Annotated in this window: 16 protein-coding genes; 12 read left to right on the top strand and 4 right to left on the bottom strand. The window is 73.9% G+C overall.

Going from position 1 to position 15,176, the window contains the following annotated elements:
- Positions 1-126: 126 nt before the first annotated feature.
- Positions 127-804, bottom strand: a complete 678-nt coding sequence (locus H9624_RS05595) for a winged helix-turn-helix domain-containing protein (RefSeq protein ID WP_251838848.1) — start codon at positions 802-804, stop codon at positions 127-129.
- Between the two features lie 137 nt (positions 805-941).
- Between H9624_RS05595 and H9624_RS05590 the strand changes: the two genes are divergently transcribed.
- The 6 genes from H9624_RS05590 to dtd are packed head-to-tail and all read left to right on the top strand — an operon-like array spanning position 942 to position 5,310.
- Entirely contained in the window at positions 942-1,664 is a 723-nt protein-coding gene (locus tag H9624_RS05590; RefSeq protein WP_251838847.1) for a hypothetical protein, read from the top strand.
- 44 nt (positions 1,665-1,708) lie between these two features.
- Positions 1,709-2,314, top strand: a complete 606-nt coding sequence (locus H9624_RS05585) for a heme-binding beta-barrel domain-containing protein (RefSeq protein ID WP_251838846.1) — start codon at positions 1,709-1,711, stop codon at positions 2,312-2,314.
- On the top strand, positions 2,311-3,408 hold the full coding sequence (gene ygfZ, locus H9624_RS05580) for a CAF17-like 4Fe-4S cluster assembly/insertion protein YgfZ (protein ID WP_251838845.1): 1,098 nt from the start codon (positions 2,311-2,313) through the stop codon (positions 3,406-3,408). The genes H9624_RS05585 and ygfZ overlap by 4 nt, the downstream gene beginning before the upstream one ends.
- A 4-nt stretch (positions 3,409-3,412) precedes the next feature.
- Positions 3,413-4,528, top strand: coding sequence for an FUSC family protein (locus H9624_RS05575; protein ID WP_251838844.1), 1,116 nt, complete (start codon positions 3,413-3,415; stop codon positions 4,526-4,528).
- Between the two features lie 36 nt (positions 4,529-4,564).
- Positions 4,565-4,888, top strand: a complete 324-nt coding sequence (locus H9624_RS05570) for a DUF2516 family protein (RefSeq protein WP_251838843.1) — start codon at positions 4,565-4,567, stop codon at positions 4,886-4,888.
- A complete protein-coding gene (dtd, locus tag H9624_RS05565) occupies positions 4,885-5,310 on the top strand; it encodes a D-aminoacyl-tRNA deacylase (protein WP_251838842.1) in 426 nt (141 codons plus the stop codon). Before H9624_RS05570 ends, dtd begins: the two co-directional genes overlap by 4 nt.
- 27 nt (positions 5,311-5,337) lie before the next feature.
- On the opposite strand, the gene H9624_RS05560 is transcribed toward dtd, so the two are convergent.
- The gene (locus H9624_RS05560; protein WP_251838841.1) at positions 5,338-5,850 is read right to left on the bottom strand and encodes an O-acetyl-ADP-ribose deacetylase; all 513 of its coding nucleotides are present in this window, start codon (positions 5,848-5,850) and stop codon (positions 5,338-5,340) included.
- 168 nt (positions 5,851-6,018) lie between these two features.
- Between H9624_RS05560 and H9624_RS05555 the strand changes: the two genes are divergently transcribed.
- The 4 genes from H9624_RS05555 (at position 6,019) to H9624_RS05540 (ending at position 9,931) form a co-directional block, all read left to right on the top strand.
- Positions 6,019-8,595, top strand: coding sequence for an ATP-dependent Clp protease ATP-binding subunit (locus tag H9624_RS05555; protein WP_251838840.1), 2,577 nt, complete (start codon positions 6,019-6,021; stop codon positions 8,593-8,595).
- Between the two features lie 170 nt (positions 8,596-8,765).
- Positions 8,766-8,969 carry a cold-shock protein gene (locus H9624_RS05550; RefSeq protein WP_251303518.1) on the top strand — a complete coding sequence of 68 codons (204 nt, stop codon included), beginning with the start codon at positions 8,766-8,768 and terminating at the stop codon, positions 8,967-8,969.
- A 192-nt stretch (positions 8,970-9,161) separates the two neighbouring features.
- The gene (locus H9624_RS05545; RefSeq protein ID WP_251838839.1) at positions 9,162-9,332 is read left to right on the top strand and encodes a CsbD family protein; all 171 of its coding nucleotides are present in this window, start codon (positions 9,162-9,164) and stop codon (positions 9,330-9,332) included.
- A 125-nt stretch (positions 9,333-9,457) separates the two neighbouring features.
- Complete coding sequence (locus H9624_RS05540) at positions 9,458-9,931, top strand: RNA polymerase sigma factor (protein ID WP_251838838.1); 474 nt, start codon at positions 9,458-9,460, stop codon at positions 9,929-9,931.
- A gap of 12 nt (positions 9,932-9,943) precedes the next feature.
- Here H9624_RS05540 and H9624_RS05535 read toward each other — a convergent pair whose 3' ends face one another.
- Positions 9,944-10,492 (bottom strand): NUDIX hydrolase, encoded by a 549-nt coding sequence (locus H9624_RS05535; RefSeq protein ID WP_251838837.1) that lies wholly within the window; start codon positions 10,490-10,492, stop codon positions 9,944-9,946.
- Between the two features lie 87 nt (positions 10,493-10,579).
- Here H9624_RS05535 and H9624_RS05530 point away from each other — a divergent pair, with 87 nt between their 5' ends.
- A complete protein-coding gene (locus H9624_RS05530; RefSeq protein WP_251838836.1) occupies positions 10,580-11,902 on the top strand; it encodes a hypothetical protein in 1,323 nt (440 codons plus the stop codon).
- Between the two features lie 56 nt (positions 11,903-11,958).
- On the opposite strand, the gene H9624_RS05525 is transcribed toward H9624_RS05530, so the two are convergent.
- Positions 11,959-12,252: a GNAT family N-acetyltransferase gene (locus H9624_RS05525; RefSeq protein ID WP_251838835.1), complete on the bottom strand. Its 294-nt coding sequence runs from the start codon at positions 12,250-12,252 to the stop codon at positions 11,959-11,961.
- Positions 12,253-12,377: 125 nt separating this feature from the next.
- Between H9624_RS05525 and ppdK the strand changes: the two genes are divergently transcribed.
- Positions 12,378-15,086 carry a pyruvate, phosphate dikinase gene (ppdK, locus tag H9624_RS05520; protein WP_251838834.1) on the top strand — a complete coding sequence of 903 codons (2,709 nt, stop codon included), beginning with the start codon at positions 12,378-12,380 and terminating at the stop codon, positions 15,084-15,086.
- The last annotated feature ends 90 nt before the right edge of the window (positions 15,087-15,176 follow it).

The following is a 15,176-nucleotide window of genomic DNA, read 5'->3' as shown; positions in this document are numbered from 1 at the left end:
GGGCGACGCCGGGCCGCGAAGCGCCAGTCGGCGCGAAGGCCGCTCGTGGCGGCTTGTGTTGGAGCCCGGGGCATTCGCGACCCGACGTCTGCGTCCATCCTAGGACAGCAGGCCCGGCGCGTCCTGTCAGTCGACGGTCGGGCGCACGACGAATCTGTAGCCGACGTTGCGGACCGTCCCGATGAGCTGGTCGTGCTCCGCGCCGAGCTTGGCACGCAGGCGCCGGACGTGGACGTCGACCGTGCGCGTACCGCCGTAGTAGTCGTAGCCCCACACCTCGTCGAGGAGCTGCGCGCGGGTGAAGACGCGGCCCGGGTGCTGGGCCAGGTGCCGCAGCAGCTCGAACTCCTTGTAGGTGAGGTTGAGCGCCTGTCCGCGCACCCGCGCCGAGTAGGCGGCGGTGTCGATGACGAGCTCGCCCGCCTCGAGGACGTCCCCGGCCGGCTCCGCCGCCGCCACCTGGCTGCCGAGGAGCCGCAGGCGCGCCTCCAGCTCGGCGGGCCCGGCCGTGGCGAGCACGATGTCGCTGCAGCCCCACGCCGGGGTGACGGCGGTGAGGCCGCCCTCGGTGAGGACGAGCAGCAGGGGCAGCTGCAGCCCGGTGCTGCGGGCGAGCTGGCACACCGATCGCGCCGCCGCGAGCTCCTGACGGCCGTCCACGACGAGGACGTCCGCGTCCGCGGGGTCGACGAGCGAGTCCGCGGACAGGGGCGCCGTCGCGACCCGGTGGTCGAGCAGGGCGAGCGAGGGCAGCACGGCGGCTGCGCCGGTGGGCTCACGTGTCAGCACGACAAGAGTGGCCATCGCACCTCTTCCTGGTCGGGGACACACTAGTGGGAACCGGGGTGCCGCCGACGTCAGTGTTCGATCTGCCAGACTCGGGGGGTGCCCGTCGACCCTGTCCTCCCGCCGCGCCCCGCCGTCGCCGGGTGCGAGTCGTGATGGGCAGCTCGACCCGCGGGGTCGTCACCGCCGCCCTCGCCGCCGTGCTCGCGCTCAGCGCGATGTGGCACTGGCCGCTCCTCGTCGTCGTCGCCCTCGCCACCCTTCTCGTGGCCGGCGGCTGGCCCCGGCTCGCGGGCCTGCCGGTGACGGCCGGACCGGGCGTCGTCATCGCCGCCACCGGCCTCGCGGCGCTCGCCGTCGTCGCGGTCACCGGCTCGGTCGACGGCGTGGCGATCGTGCTCGGGCTCGCGGTCGCGGGCAGCTTCGTCCAGGAGATGCTGCGGCGGGACGGGCGGCCGCGCCTCGTGGAGTCCGTCGCCGGCACGGTGACCGGCTGCGTCGTCGCCGGCTCCGCCGCGATGTGGCCCGCGCTCGGGGACACGCGCCCGGCCATGGCCGTCGTCGTCACGGCCGCGGCAGCGCTCGCCGCGGGCGCGGCCTGCACGGCCGTGCCGCTGCGTCCCCGGCTGGTCGCGGGCCTCGCCACCGTCGTCGCCGGCGGTGCCGGCCTGCTCGCCGGTGTGCTGCTGCCCGCCGTCGGCCCGCTCGTGGGCGGGGTGACCGGCCTCGTCGCCGGGGTGCTCACCTCCGCCGTCCACCTCGTCCTGGGCCGCTTCCCGACCTCCAGCCGCCCGCTGCCCGCGCTCGCGGCCGCCGCGCTGCCGCCGATGCTCGCCGGCGCGCCGACCTTCATGCTCGGCAGCGTGCTGCTCGCCTGAGGACGCGGACGGGCCGCACGGCGCCGACCGCGTAGCATCGGGGCATGGCCACCTTCACCCTTCCCGAGGGCCTGGCCCCGGAGGTCTACCCGCTCGCCTGGCTCGTCGGATCCTGGCGCGGTTACGGCGTCATGGCCTACCCGGGAGTCCCTGAGCAGCCCCTCGTCCACGAGATGACCTTCGACCACGACGGCGGTCCCTACCTGCGCTGCACGAGCACGCTGTGGGCGGTGGACGCGGAGCACTCCTCGTCCGTCTCCCAGGAGATGCCCGGTGCCGTCGGCGCCGAGCTGCTGGCCAAGGCCGAGGTGTGGGCCACGGAGACCGCCTACTGGCGCGTCTCCCCGGCCGCGCCGGGGGAGCCGAGCGACAGCGAGACGCCCCCGGGCCAGCGCAGCACCGACATCGAGGTGCTCGTCGCGCAGCCCACCGGGCACGTCGTCGTCTACGTCGGCAGCGTGCGCCCCGCGCGCATCGACATCGTCAGCGACGCCGTCGTCCGCACGGCCAGCGCCCAGGACGTCAGCGCGAGCAGCCGCATGTACGGGCTCGTCCAGGGCGACCTGCTGTGGGTCGAGGAGCTCGCCGCCTTCGGGCAGGAGCTGCAGTCCTACGCCTCCGGGCGGCTCAGCCGGCAGGAGCAGGCGTGACCAGCCCCCTGCTCTCCCGGCCCGGTGCCGTCGCAGGCGGCGGCCCGGACGCCGGCGTCGCGCTCCACTACGGTCAGCCCGCCCAGGAGCAGCGCGCCCTCGAGCGCGGGCTGGGCGTCGTCGACCTCTCCCAGCTCGGTGTCGTCACCGTCTCCGGCCCCGACCGCCTGAGCTGGCTCAACACCCTGAGCACCCAGCTCCTCCTCCAGCTCGCCCCCGGGCAGTCCGGTGAGCTCCTCCTCCTCGACCCCAACGGCCGCATCGAGCACGCCGCCGCCGTGGCCGACGACGGCGAGCGGGCCTGGCTCGTCACCGAGGGCGACCACGTGGCGCCCCTCGTCGCGTTCCTCGAGCGGATGCGCTTCATGCTGCGCGTGGAGGTCACCGACGTCACCGAGCACACCGCCGTCGTCGGCACCTGCGGCGACGGCTGGCATGCCGTGGCGGCGGCGCCGGGGCACGTGCTCACCTGGCACGACCCGTGGCCCACGACGGCGCCGGGCGGCACGAGCTACGGGCCGGCCGACGACGAGCACCCGGGCCGGCACCTGCGCCGCTCCCTCGGGCTCGTCGACCGCGCCCGCCTGGCCGACGTCGTCGACGCGTCCGGCCTGCGCGTGGCCGGCACATGGGCCTGGGAGGCGCTGCGCGTGGAGGCCTGGCGGCCCCGGCTCGGGCGGGAGGTCGACGAGCGCGCCATCCCGCACGAGCTGGACTGGCTGCGCACCGGCGTCCACCTCGACAAGGGCTGCTACCGCGGCCAGGAGACCGTCGCGCGTGTCTTCAACCTCGGTCGGCCCCCGCGCCGCCTCGTCATGCTCCACCTCGACGGATCCGAGCACCTGACGCCGGAGCCCGGCGCCCGGGTGGTGCACGGGGACAAGGACGTCGGCGTCGTGACGAGCGTCGTGCGGCACGCCGAGCTCGGGCCCGTCGCCCTCGCCCTCGTCAAGCGCTCCCTGCCGGCCGACGCCGAGCTCGTCGTCGACGGCATCGCCGCCGCCCAGGAGGTCATCGTCCCGGTGAGCGGCGAGGCCGTCGGGCGCCCGAGCGAGCGCCCGGGCCAGGAGCTGCGCCGGCGGCCGCGCGCCTGAGGCCATGAGCGAAGCCGGGGGACGCGAGGACCGCCTCGACCTGCGCCGCCTGCTGGTTCTCGTCCGGCAGCGGTTGCGGGGCGGGCGGCGCCGGGTGCGGGCCGCCGCCTTCCCGGTGGTCGTCGCCGCGGTCGCCGCCGGCCTGTCGTGGGCCGTGGCGCACTACCTGCTCGGCCACGCCCAGCCCTTCTTCGCGCCGATCGCCACCTGGGTCTGCCTGGGCTTCAGCGCGGACCGTGAGGTGCGCAAGGTCGCCGAGCTGGCGCTCGGCGTGGCGCTCGGCGTCGCGCTCGGGGAGCTCGTGGCCTACGTCCTCGGCACGGGTGTGTACCAGATCATGCTCGTCATCACCGTCGGGGCGCTGCTCGCCCGGTTCGTCGACCGCGGCCCGATGCTCACCATCCAGGCCGGCGTCCAGGGGATCGTCATCGTCGCGCTGCCCGTCGCCGCCATCGACGGGCCCACGGGCCGCTGGACCGACGCGCTCGTCGGCGGCACCTTCGCCCTGCTCGTCGCGATCCTCACCCCGCAGGACGCCCGGCGCCGCGCGCGGCAGCTCGCCGCCGCGAGCCTCGCCGACCTCTCGCAGATGCTCAGCACCCTCGGCAAGGGGCTGCGGGACGGGGACGCCGAGCGGATGCGCGACGCCCTGGCCCTGGGCCGCACCACCCAGGGCACGCTGGACGACTGGGCCTCGGTGGTGCGCAACGCCCTGCAGTCGGCCCGGATCTCGCCGGCCGCGCGGCGCTACCTGCCCGAGCTCGCCCGCCTCGAGCGCGCGAGCACGCTCGCCGACCGCGCCATGCGTAACGCCCGTGTCATCGCGCGCCGCGGCCTCACCGCCGTCGAGCAGGGCGCCCAGGACCACCGGGTGAGCGAGGCGCTGGAGGGCCTCGCCGTCGGCGCCCTCCGCCTGGGCGAGGCGCTCGGCAGCGGCGCGAGCACGGCGGACGCCGCCCAGGTGCTCACCCTCGTCACCGGTGAGCTCGACCCGGAGGACGTCGAGGACCCGGGCTGGCACCTGCAGACCCTCGTCATCCTCATGCGCTCCCTCACCAGCGACCTTCTCCAGGCCTCGGGCCTCAGCGCCGCCGAGGCCAGCCACCTCCTCGCCCGCTAGGGCTGCGGGCCCGGCAAGGTCTCGTAGACTCGCGCGGTGGGAATCATCGGCAGTCTGCAGTTCTTCCTGTTCCTCGCCCTCGCGCTCGCGGCCTTCGCCGTCGAGGTGTGGGCGCTGCTGCACTGCCTGCGCCAGCCCGCCCAGGCCTTCAGCTACGCGGGCAAGCGGACGAAGAACTTCTGGCTCATCGTGCTCGTCGTCAACGTCGCGCTCGGCTTCGTGGCCCTGCCGCCCTTCGGGCCGCTGTCGGGCAGCTTCCTGTCGATCATCCTCGTCATCCCGGCCGCCATCTACCTCACCGACGTCAAGCCCGCTGTCAGCGGCTACGGCCGCGGGCGCCGCGGCGGTGGCGGCTGGTGAGGACGGTCCTCCAGCGGGTCGACGGCGCGTCGGTCCACGTCGAGGGCGAGCAGGTCGGCGGATTCACCGGGCCGGGCCTCGTCGCGCTCGTCGGGGTCACGCACGACGACGGCCCCGACCAGGTCGAGCGCACCGCCCGCAAGATCGCCGAGCTGCGCATCCTGCGTGAGGAGCGCTCCGTGCTCGACGACGGCGCCCCCGTCCTCGTCATCTCCCAGTTCACCCTCCACGCCGACGTCCGCAAGGGCCGGCGCCCGTCGTGGAACGCCGCCGCCCCGGCGGACGTCGCCGAGCCGGTGGTCGACGCCGTCGTCGCCGCCCTGCGGGAGCGGGGGGTGCACGTGGAGACCGGCCGCTTCGGCGCCGACATGCGCGTCTCCCTCGTCAACGACGGCCCCGTCACCATCGTCCTCGACGTCTGAGCGTCCCCGGCCGCGTCGGCCGCCCCGTCAGGGGTGCTCGAGCGCCGCGGTGAAGGCGGCGAGCACGTCCTCACCGAGGAGCACGAACCGGACGAGCTCCACGCTGCCGGACCAGCCGCGGACGGCGTCGACCGCCACGCGTGCGACCTCCGCGGCCTCCCAGCCGTAGACACCCGCGCTCACGGCCGGGAAGGCGACCCGCCTGGCGCCGACGGCGTCCGCGACGTCGAGGGCGCTGGTGAAGCAGGAGGCGAGCAGGGCCGGGTCGGTCTCCCCGCGGTGCCGGTTGGGCCCCACGGTGTGGATGACCCACGGGGCGGGCAGGTCGTAGCCGGCGGTCGGCACCGCCTGGCCGACCGGCAGACCGTCGGGCAGCTCGGTGCGCCGCAGCTCCATGCACTCCTCGAGCAGCCGCGGCCCGGCCGCCCGGTGGATCGCGCCGTCGACCCCGCCCCCGCCCAGGAGGGAGGAGTTGGCGGCGTTGACGACGGCGTCGACGTCCTGGGTGGTGATGTCGCCCTGCACGGCCTCGATTCGCATGGGACCCATCGTGCCGCAGGGCGGCCCGGGGGCGCGGGGGCCTGTGGAGGAGGACGATGGAGTCACGCCCCTGGCGAACACGGGCAGGTTCGCGCGAGGCCCGCCGTTAGCATCGATGAACGCTGCCCGGCTGGGATCACCCGGCCACGCCGCCTCGAAGGAGCCCTGATGTTCGAGAGATTTACCGACCGAGCCCGTCGGGTGATCGTCCTTGCCCAGGAAGAGGCACGGATGCTCAACCACAACTACATCGGGACCGAGCACATCCTGCTCGGCCTCATCCACGAGGGCGAGGGCGTCGCCGCCAAGGCGCTGGAGTCGCTCGACATCTCCCTCGAGGGCGTGCGGCAGCAGGTCACCGAGATCATCGGTGAGGGCCAGCAGGCCCCCGGTGGCCACATCCCCTTCACGCCGCGCGCGAAGAAGGTCCTCGAGCTCTCGCTGCGCGAGGCGCTCCAGCTGGGCCACAACTACATCGGCACCGAGCACATCCTCCTCGGCCTCATCCGCGAGGGTGAGGGCGTGGCGGCGCAGGTGCTCAACAAGCTCGGCGCCGACCTCAACCGCGTGCGCCAGCAGGTCATCCAGCTGCTGTCCGGCTACCAGGGCAAGGAGGCCGTCGCGGCCGGCGGCCCCGCCGAGGGCCAGCCCTCCGGCTCCGCCGTCCTCGACCAGTTCGGCCGCAACCTCACCCAGGCCGCCCGCGAGGGCAAGCTCGACCCGGTCATCGGTCGCGAGCAGCCCATCGAGCGCGTCATGCAGGTGCTCTCGCGCCGCACGAAGAACAACCCCGTCCTCATCGGTGAGCCCGGTGTCGGCAAGACCGCGGTCGTCGAGGGCCTCGCCCAGGCGATCGTGCGCGGGGACGTGCCCGAGACCCTGCGCGACAAGCAGCTCTACACCCTCGACCTCGGCTCGCTCGTCGCCGGCTCCCGCTACCGCGGTGACTTCGAGGAGCGCCTGAAGAAGGTCCTCAAGGAGATCCGCACCCGCGGCGACATCGTCCTGTTCATCGACGAGATCCACACCCTCGTCGGTGCGGGCGCCGCCGAGGGCGCGATCGACGCCGCGAGCATCCTCAAGCCGATGCTCGCCCGCGGTGAGCTGCAGACCATCGGTGCCACGACCCTGGACGAGTACCGCAAGCACATCGAGAAGGACGCCGCCCTCGAGCGCCGCTTCCAGCCGATCCTCGTGGACGAGCCCTCCGTGGCCCACACCATCGAGATCCTCAAGGGCCTGCGCGACCGGTACGAGGCGCACCACCGCGTCTCGATCAACGACGAGGCGCTCATCGCCGCCGCGACGCTGGCCGACCGCTACGTGTCCGACCGTTTCCTCCCGGACAAGGCGATCGACCTCATCGACGAGGCGGGCGCGCGCCTGCGCATCCGCCGGATGACCGCCCCGCCGGAGCTCCGCGAGCTCGACGAGCAGATCTCCGAGGTCCGCCGCGAGAAGGAGTCGGCGATCGACGACCAGGACTTCGAGAAGGCCGCCTCGCTGCGCGACGACGAGAAGCAGCTCTCCGCGCGCCGGGTCGACCGCGAGAAGGCCTGGAAGTCCGGCGACCTCGACACGGTCGCCGAGGTGGACGAGGACCTCATCGCCGAGGTGCTGGCGATGTCGACCGGCATCCCGGTCTTCAAGCTCACCGAGGCCGAGTCCTCCAAGCTCCTCCACATGGAGGCCGAGCTCCACAAGCGGATCATCGGCCAGGAGGCCGCGATCACCGCGCTGTCCCAGGCGATCCGGCGCACCCGCGCCGGGCTCAAGGACCCCAAGCGCCCCGGTGGCTCCTTCATCTTCGCCGGCCCCACCGGCGTCGGGAAGACCGAGCTGGCCAAGGCCCTCGCAGAGTTCCTCTTCGGTGACGAGGACGCCCTCATCCAGCTCGACATGAGCGAGTTCTCCGAGAAGCACACCGTCTCGCGGCTCTTCGGCTCGCCCCCCGGCTACGTGGGTTACGAGGAGGGTGGCCAGCTCACCGAGAAGGTGCGCCGCCGTCCGTTCTCCGTGGTCCTGTTCGACGAGGTGGAGAAGGCCCACGCGGACATCTTCAACTCGCTCCTGCAGATCCTCGAGGACGGCCGCCTCACCGACGCCCAGGGCCGGGTGGTGAACTTCAAGAACACCATCATCATCATGACGACGAACCTCGGGACCCGGGACATCGCCAAGGGCGTGCAGACCGGTTTCCAGGCGAGCGGCGAGCTGTCCAACGACTACGAGCGGATGAAGACGAAGGTCAACGAGGAGCTCAAGCAGCACTTCCGGCCCGAGTTCCTCAACCGCGTGGACGACACCATCGTCTTCCCGCAGCTCACCCAGGACCAGATCGTCCAGATCGTCGACCTCATGATCGCCCAGCTCGACGAGCGCATGCGCAACCAGGGCATGGCGATCCGGCTGACCGACGCGGCCAAGCTGCTGCTCGCCGAGCGGGGCTACGACCCCGTCCTCGGTGCCCGGCCGCTGCGCCGCGCGATCCAGCGGGAGATCGAGGACGTCCTGTCCGAGAAGATCCTCTACGGCCAGATCCACGCCGGCCAGACCATCGAGGTCGACGCCGCCGGTGAGGGCCTGCTCGGGGAGTTCCTCTTCCGCGGCCTGGACGAGGGCGAGATCGTCACGCCCGAGCCCGTCGGCGTCGGCGGCACGACGACCGTCGAGCAGCGCCAGATGCCCACCGCCCCCCAGGGTGGCGGCGCGGGCGGCGGCGGACAGCTGCAGCCCGGAGCCTGACGAACGGTGCCACGAGGCCCGGCAACCTGCGGGTTGCCGGGCCTTCGTGCGTCCCCGTGAGGAACGCCTCGGAGGATCCGTTCGCGATACCCCTCGCCGAATCGGCCGGGGGCCGCTACAGTGGGAACTGCTCCGGCATCGGTCCGGGGCTTTTTTATCGAGGAGTTTGCATGGCTACTGGCACCGTGAAGTGGTTCAACGGCGAGAAGGGGTTCGGCTTCATTGCTCCCGACGGCGGGGGTGCGGATGTCTTCGTCCACTACTCGGCCATCGCCTCGAGCGGCTACCGCTCGCTCGACGAGGACCAGAAGGTCGAGTTCGACACCACTCAGGGCCCCAAGGGCCCCCAGGCGGAGAATGTCCGCCCCCTCTGATCTGAGGTGACCGCGCACCGTCACTGGTTGCGCACCCCGCTGCAGCCCGCCACCGTTCGACGGTGGCGGGCTGTGGTGCGTCCTGGGCCGGGTCGCCGGTGCCCCGCCCTCCCCGTGCGACCTGCGCGGGCCACACCTAGTGTGGGTGGCAGAGAGGCCACGACCGGTCTCCGCGACGGAAGGAGTTGCCCCATGGGAGCAGACGACAAGATCGCGAACTCGACTGAGAAGACCTCGGGCAGGATCAAGGAGGCCGTCGGCGACGCGACCGACAACAGGGACCTCCAGGCCGAGGGCCAGAAGGACCAGACCAAGGGCAGCCTCAAGCAGGCCGCCGAGAACGTCAAGGACGCCTTCAAGTAGACCGGCTCCTGACGCCCCGCGGGACTCACGTCCCGCGGGGCGTTCGTCTGTCCGGGCAGCGCCCGTGCAAGATCAGGGCCACCGGGGACACAGGCAGGGTGGTGGCATCTGACGAGAGGGGCGCTGTGCGCGACGACGCGTGGTTCGAGGAGCTCTACCGTGCCCACGCGACCGCCGTGTACCGCTACCTCCGGCGGCGCGCGCCCGCCGCGGACGTCGAGGACCTCACCGCCGACGTCCTCGCCACCGCGTGGCGACGACGCGAGGACGTCCCCGCGGACGCCGCGCTGCCCTGGCTCTACCGCACGGCCGGCTTCGTCCTCGCCAACCACCGCCGCAAGCTCCTCCCCGTCCCCGTGGACGAGCTCCCCGACTCGCGCGACGAGGACGGTGACCCCGCGCTGGCGGCCGTCGCCGACGACGACGTCCGCGTCGCGCTGGCGGCGCTGAGCGAGCGCGACCGGCAGATCCTCGTCCTCCACGCGTGGGAAGGGCTGGGCGGCACCGAGCTCGCGCAGGTCCTGGGCATCTCACGCGGCGGCGCCGACGCCGCCCTGTCCCGGGCCCGGGCCCGCCTGGCCGCGGCCTGGCCCGACTGACGGCCCGCCCGGTCAGGACAGGCGGGCCAGCGCGAGGGCGACGAGCTCGACCATGTCCGGCTGCGGGTCGGGCAGCTCGTCCACCGGCCACCACGCGACGTCGAGGGACTCGGCGGACACGGCGTGCGCGGCACCGGCGGGCGCCGTGGCGACGAAGCGGACGTCCAGGTGGCTGGCGCCGCCGCGCGGGTCGCAGAAGGGGACGGGGTGGGCGCTGAGCTGGACCGGCACCGGGTCGAGGACGAGGGTGTCGATGCCGGACTCCTCGCGGGCCTCGCGCAGGGCGGCGGCGGCGAGCGTCGGGTCGCCCGGCTCGACGTGCCCGCCGAGCTGGAACCACCGCTGCGCCTTGCGGTGCAGGGTGAGGAGCACGCTGCGGCGGTCGGCGGAGACGACGACGGTGCTCGCCGTCAGGTGGTCGGGGTAGCACTCGCGCAGCACGCCCAGCGGCTCGGCCCGCAGGTGGGCGACGTAGCGCTCGCGCAGCTGCTCCTGCCGCGGGGTGGGCGCCTGCCACGGCTCGAGGAGGGCGAGGGCGGAGGAGTGCAGGGTCGACGGCATGGGGACCAGCCTGCCACCGCCGGTGCAAGAACCGGACCGCCCGCCACACAGGAGGGGTAGGAGCACCACCGGGACCAGGAGGTCACCATGGACGAGGACGAGGCAGTCGCCCGGGTACGCGGCGCCGACCCCGCCGCCGGCGCCGAGCCGGACGGCGAGCGGCTGGCCGCGCTCACCGACGAGCGGCGCGCGGACGAGCTCGCGGCGCGGCGCGCCCGCCGGGGCCCGCGGTGGGCGGCGGTGGCCGCCGTCGCTGCCGGCGCGCTCGTCGTCGGCGGGGGAGCCGGCTTCGGGATCGGCCGTGCGACGGAGGAGCCGCCCACGACGGCGGACGCCGTGGCGTCCGCACCGGACGAGCGCCGGGCCGCAGCCGCCGCCCCGGAGAGCATGTCCTCCGCCGACATGTCCTACGCCGGCGGCTTCGGCGGGGAGCGCACGACCTTCACGGCCCAGGGGCTCAGCGACGCGGCCGGGTCCGCGCCCGCGTGGGCCTTTGACGGTGCCGGCGTCTTCGGCGAGGAGACCGTCACGCGCGTCGCCGAGGTCCTCGGCGTCGAGGGGGAGCCGCGCCTGGAGGGTGGCTGGAACGTCGGCCCCGCCGACGGCAGCGGCCCCACCCTCAACGTCGGGCCCGACGCCGCCGTCACGATGAGCTACCACGACCCCGCGCTCTACGAGGTGCTCGAGGACGTCGAGCCCGCCGAGCCGATGGACGACGCCGCCGCCGAGCGCGGTGAGTCCGCGTCGGCCGGGGACGGGGAGGTCGGGACGTCCGTCGTCGAGCCCCTTCCCGCGGACGGCGCCCCCGCCGGGGAGGAGCCGAGCGCCGTCGCGCCCGGCGGCACCGCCCCCGAGGGTGCGGCCGGTGTCCTGTACGAGACGCTCGCCGCGCTGGGGCTGGACCCGGAGGCGGCCGAGTACGCCGAGCAGGAAGCCTGGACGGGAAACCCCGCGACGAGCGTCGTCGCCCACCACGTCGTCGACGGCGTGCGGACCGGCTACAGCTGGTACGCCGAGGTCGTCGACGGCGAGGTCCTGTCCCTCTCCGGCCCGCTCGCGCCCGTCGTCGAGCTCGGCGAGTACGACGTCGTCAGCCCCGCGGCAGCGGTCGAGCGGCTCACCGACCCGCGCTTCGGCGGGAGCCCGGTGTGGTCCGACGACATCTCGATCATGCCCCTCGAGGAGCCCGAGGGACGCAGCTGGGACGACCCGCCCGCCCCGCCGCCGGCGACGGGGGCGCCCGTCCCGTGGTCGGTCACCGAGGTCACCGTCACGACGGCAGAGCCCAGCCTGGTCGAGCACTGGACCGACGAGGGCAGCAGCCTGCTGCTGCCGGCCTACGACCTGAGCGACGCCGAGGGACGGACCTGGCGGGTGCTGGCCGTGGCCGACCACGAGCTGGCGTTCTAGGACGCCACGAAGGGTGTCGTCCCGGCCGGTTGGAGGGCCGGCCGGGGCGGTGCCGGTCAGTCGGTGCGCTCGTCGACGAGGTCGGCGTACTCCGGGTGCTCGTCGATCCACCCGGCCATGAACGAGCACTCCGGCACGACCCTCAGCCCCTCGGCGCGGGCGGCCTCGAGGGCCGCGCTCGCCAGCGCGGAGCCGACGCCCTGCCCCTCGGCGGACGGCTCGACGACCGTGTGCGTGAGGACGAGGACCTCGGCGTCCCGCTCGTAGACGGCGACCCCGAGAAGGTCCTCACCCGCCGTCGCCTCGTACCGGTGCCGCGCGGGAACGTCGTTGACGGTGATCTCAGGCATGTCTCAGCCTCGCAGCCGCGTCGCCCGGTCGCATGCGGGGAACCCTCGGTGGATGTGGGTGCGCCTCGCTAGAGTGGGTACAGGTCCGCGGGACGGGGAACCGCGGGGAACCACCGGAGGCGACGATGCCGAAGTACGTGTACCGCTTCAGCGAGGGCGGGATGGACCAGAAGGACCTGCTCGGCGGCAAGGGGGCCAACCTCGCCGAGATGAGCAGGCTGGGCCTGCCGGTGCCGCCGGGCTTCACCATCACCACCGAGGCGTGCCGCGCCTACATGCGCGACGGCCACGTCCCGCCGGACCTGCGCGTGGAGGTGACCCTCGCGCTGCGGCAGGTCGAGGACACTCTCGGGCGCAGCCTCGGCGACTTCCACGAGCCGCTCCTCGTCTCGGTGCGCTCCGGCGCGAAGTTCTCCATGCCCGGGATGATGGAGACCGTCCTCAACGTCGGCCTCAACGACGCCTCGGTGCAGGGCCTCACCGCCGTCACCGGTGACGAGCGCTTCGCGTGGGACTCCTACCGCCGGCTGCTCCAGATGTTCGGCAAGACGGTCCTCGACATCGACGGCGAGCTCTTCTCCGGTGCGCTGGACGCCCTCAAGGCCGAGCGCGGCGTCCGGGACGACACCGAGCTCTCCGCAGAGGACCTGCGCGGGCTCGTCGCGACGTACAAGGACATCGTCCGGGAGCGGTCCGGGGCCGACTTCCCGCAGCACCCGCGCCAGCAGCTCGACATGGCCGTCGAGGCCGTGCTGCGCTCGTGGAACACCGACCGCGCCGTCCTCTACCGCCGCCAGGAGGGCATCCCCAACGACCTCGGCACGGCGGTCAACGTCCAGGCCATGGTCTTCGGCAACCTCGGCCGCACGTCGGGCACCGGCGTGTGCTTCACGCGCGACCCCTCGACCGGCCACTCCGGCGTGTACGGCGACTACCTGCCCAACGCGCAGGGCGAGGACGTCGTCGCGGGCATCCGCAACACCGTGCCGCTGGCCGACCTCGAGTCGCTCGACCCGGACGCCTACGCCGAGCTGCGGCAGGCGATGCGCCGCCTCGAGACGCACTACCGCGACCTGTGCGACATCGAGTTCACCATCGAGGACGGCAGGCTGTGGCTGCTGCAGACCCGGGTGGGCAAGCGCACCGCGGCCGCCGCCTTCCGGGTGGCCACCCAGCTGGTGGACGAGGACCTCATCACGATGGACGAGGCCATCTCCCGGGTCACCGGCGCCCAGCTCGGCAAGCTGCTCTTCCCGCAGTTCGACGCCGAGGCGGACACCGAGCTCCTCACCACCGGGATGGCCGCCTCGCCGGGCGCCGCGGTGGGGGAGATCGTCTTCGACAACGCCCAGGCGGTGGAGCGCAGCGAGGCCGGGGCGCCCGTCATCCTCGTGCGGCGGGAGACCAACCCCGACGACCTCCAGGGCATGGTGGTCGCGGCCGGGATCCTCACCGCCCGCGGCGGCAAGACCTCCCACGCGGCCGTCGTCGCCCGGGGGATGGGCACCTGCGCCGTCGTCGGGGCCGACGAGCTCGACGTCGACGCCGCCCGCCGGGAGGTACGCGTGGGCGGGCGCACGCTCCACGCGGGGGACGTCATCGCCATCGACGGCACCTCCGGCCAGGTCTTCCTCGGCGAGGTGCCCGTCGTCGACTCACCCGTGATGACCTACATCGCCGAGGGCCTGGACGCAGGGCGGGCGGCCGCACCGGACGAGGAGACCCGCGAGCTCGTCGAGGCGGTCCACCGCGTCCTCACCCACGCCGACGGCGCCCGGACCCTGCGGGTGCGCGCCAACGCCGACACCGCCGAGGACGCCCGCAACGCCCGCGAGCGCGGCGCGGAGGGCATCGGCCTGTGCCGCACCGAGCACATGTTCCTCGGGGAGCGGCGCACGCTCGTCGAGCGGCTCATCCTCGCCGCCGACGACGCGGAGCGGGAGGAGGCCCTCGGGGCCCTGCTCGCACCGCAGCGCGAGGACTTCGTCGAGATCCTCCGCGCGATGGACGGCCTCCCCACGACCATCCGGCTCATCGACCCGCCGCTCCACGAGTTCCTCCCCGACCTCACCGAGCTCGCCGTCGAGGTGGCGCTCGCGGCCGAGCGCGGGCAGAGCGACGAGCGCCGGGAGCGCCTGCTCACCGCGGTCCGGCGGATGCACGAGTCCAACCCGATGCTCGGGCTCCGGGGCGTGCGCCTGGGTCTCGTCGTCCCCGGGCTCTTCGCGCTCCAGGTCCGCGCGATCGCCCAGGCCACCGCGCAGCTGCGCGGGGAGGGCACCGACCCGCGGCCGGAGATCATGGTCCCGCTCGTCGGCTCGGTGCGGGAGCTGCAGCTCGTGCGCCAGGAGGCCGAGCGGGTCCTCGCGGAGGAGGGGCGGGCCGCGGACATGCTCCTCGACCTGCCGATCGGCTGCATGATCGAGCTGCCCCGCGCGGCGCTCACCGCCCACCGCATCGCGGAGCAGGCCGACTTCTTCTCCTTCGGCACCAACGACCTCACCCAGACGACGTGGGGCTTCTCCCGCGACGACGTCGAGGCCGCGTTCTTCTCCCGGTACCTCGCCAACGGGGTGCTGCGCATCTCCCCGTTCGAGACGATCGACGGCGAGGGCGTGGGCCCGCTCGTGCGCGCCGGGGTGGCCGGCGGCCGGGCGACGAAGCCGCGCATGCACATCGGGGTGTGCGGCGAGCACGGCGGCGACCCCGAGTCCATCCACTTCTTCCACGACGCCGGCCTGGACTACGTCTCGTGCTCGCCCTACCGGGTGCCCGTCGCCCGGCTCGAGGCGGGGCGGGCGGCGGTCATGGCGGCGCAGGACGCGACGGTCTAGCCGGACGACGCGAGAGACGACGACGCGAGAGGGATGGTCGACATGCGACTCGTGCTGCGCACACCGGACCGAGGCACCGGGGGAGGACGC

Source organism: Oceanitalea stevensii (assembly GCF_014837105.1).
Taxonomy (GTDB): domain Bacteria; phylum Actinomycetota; class Actinomycetes; order Actinomycetales; family Actinomycetaceae; genus Oceanitalea; species Oceanitalea stevensii.
This window is presented reverse-complemented; position numbering and strand designations above follow the sequence as displayed.

Coding starts and splice junctions, on each gene's coding strand:
- ppdK (WP_251838834.1), top strand. CDS start 12,378: ATGCCGAAGTACGTGTACCGCTTCAGCGAGGGCGGGATGGACCAGAAG.
- H9624_RS05575 (WP_251838844.1), top strand. CDS start 3,413: ATGAGCGAAGCCGGGGGACGCGAGGACCGCCTCGACCTGCGCCGCCTG.
- H9624_RS05595 (WP_251838848.1), bottom strand. CDS start 804: ATGGCCACTCTTGTCGTGCTGACACGTGAGCCCACCGGCGCAGCCGCC.
- H9624_RS05535 (WP_251838837.1), bottom strand. CDS start 10,492: ATGCCGTCGACCCTGCACTCCTCCGCCCTCGCCCTCCTCGAGCCGTGG.
- H9624_RS05585 (WP_251838846.1), top strand. CDS start 1,709: ATGGCCACCTTCACCCTTCCCGAGGGCCTGGCCCCGGAGGTCTACCCG.
- H9624_RS05555 (WP_251838840.1), top strand. CDS start 6,019: ATGTTCGAGAGATTTACCGACCGAGCCCGTCGGGTGATCGTCCTTGCC.
- H9624_RS05590 (WP_251838847.1), top strand. CDS start 942: ATGGGCAGCTCGACCCGCGGGGTCGTCACCGCCGCCCTCGCCGCCGTG.
- H9624_RS05530 (WP_251838836.1), top strand. CDS start 10,580: ATGGACGAGGACGAGGCAGTCGCCCGGGTACGCGGCGCCGACCCCGCC.
- H9624_RS05550 (WP_251303518.1), top strand. CDS start 8,766: ATGGCTACTGGCACCGTGAAGTGGTTCAACGGCGAGAAGGGGTTCGGC.
- H9624_RS05545 (WP_251838839.1), top strand. CDS start 9,162: ATGGGAGCAGACGACAAGATCGCGAACTCGACTGAGAAGACCTCGGGC.
- H9624_RS05560 (WP_251838841.1), bottom strand. CDS start 5,850: ATGCGAATCGAGGCCGTGCAGGGCGACATCACCACCCAGGACGTCGAC.
- H9624_RS05525 (WP_251838835.1), bottom strand. CDS start 12,252: ATGCCTGAGATCACCGTCAACGACGTTCCCGCGCGGCACCGGTACGAG.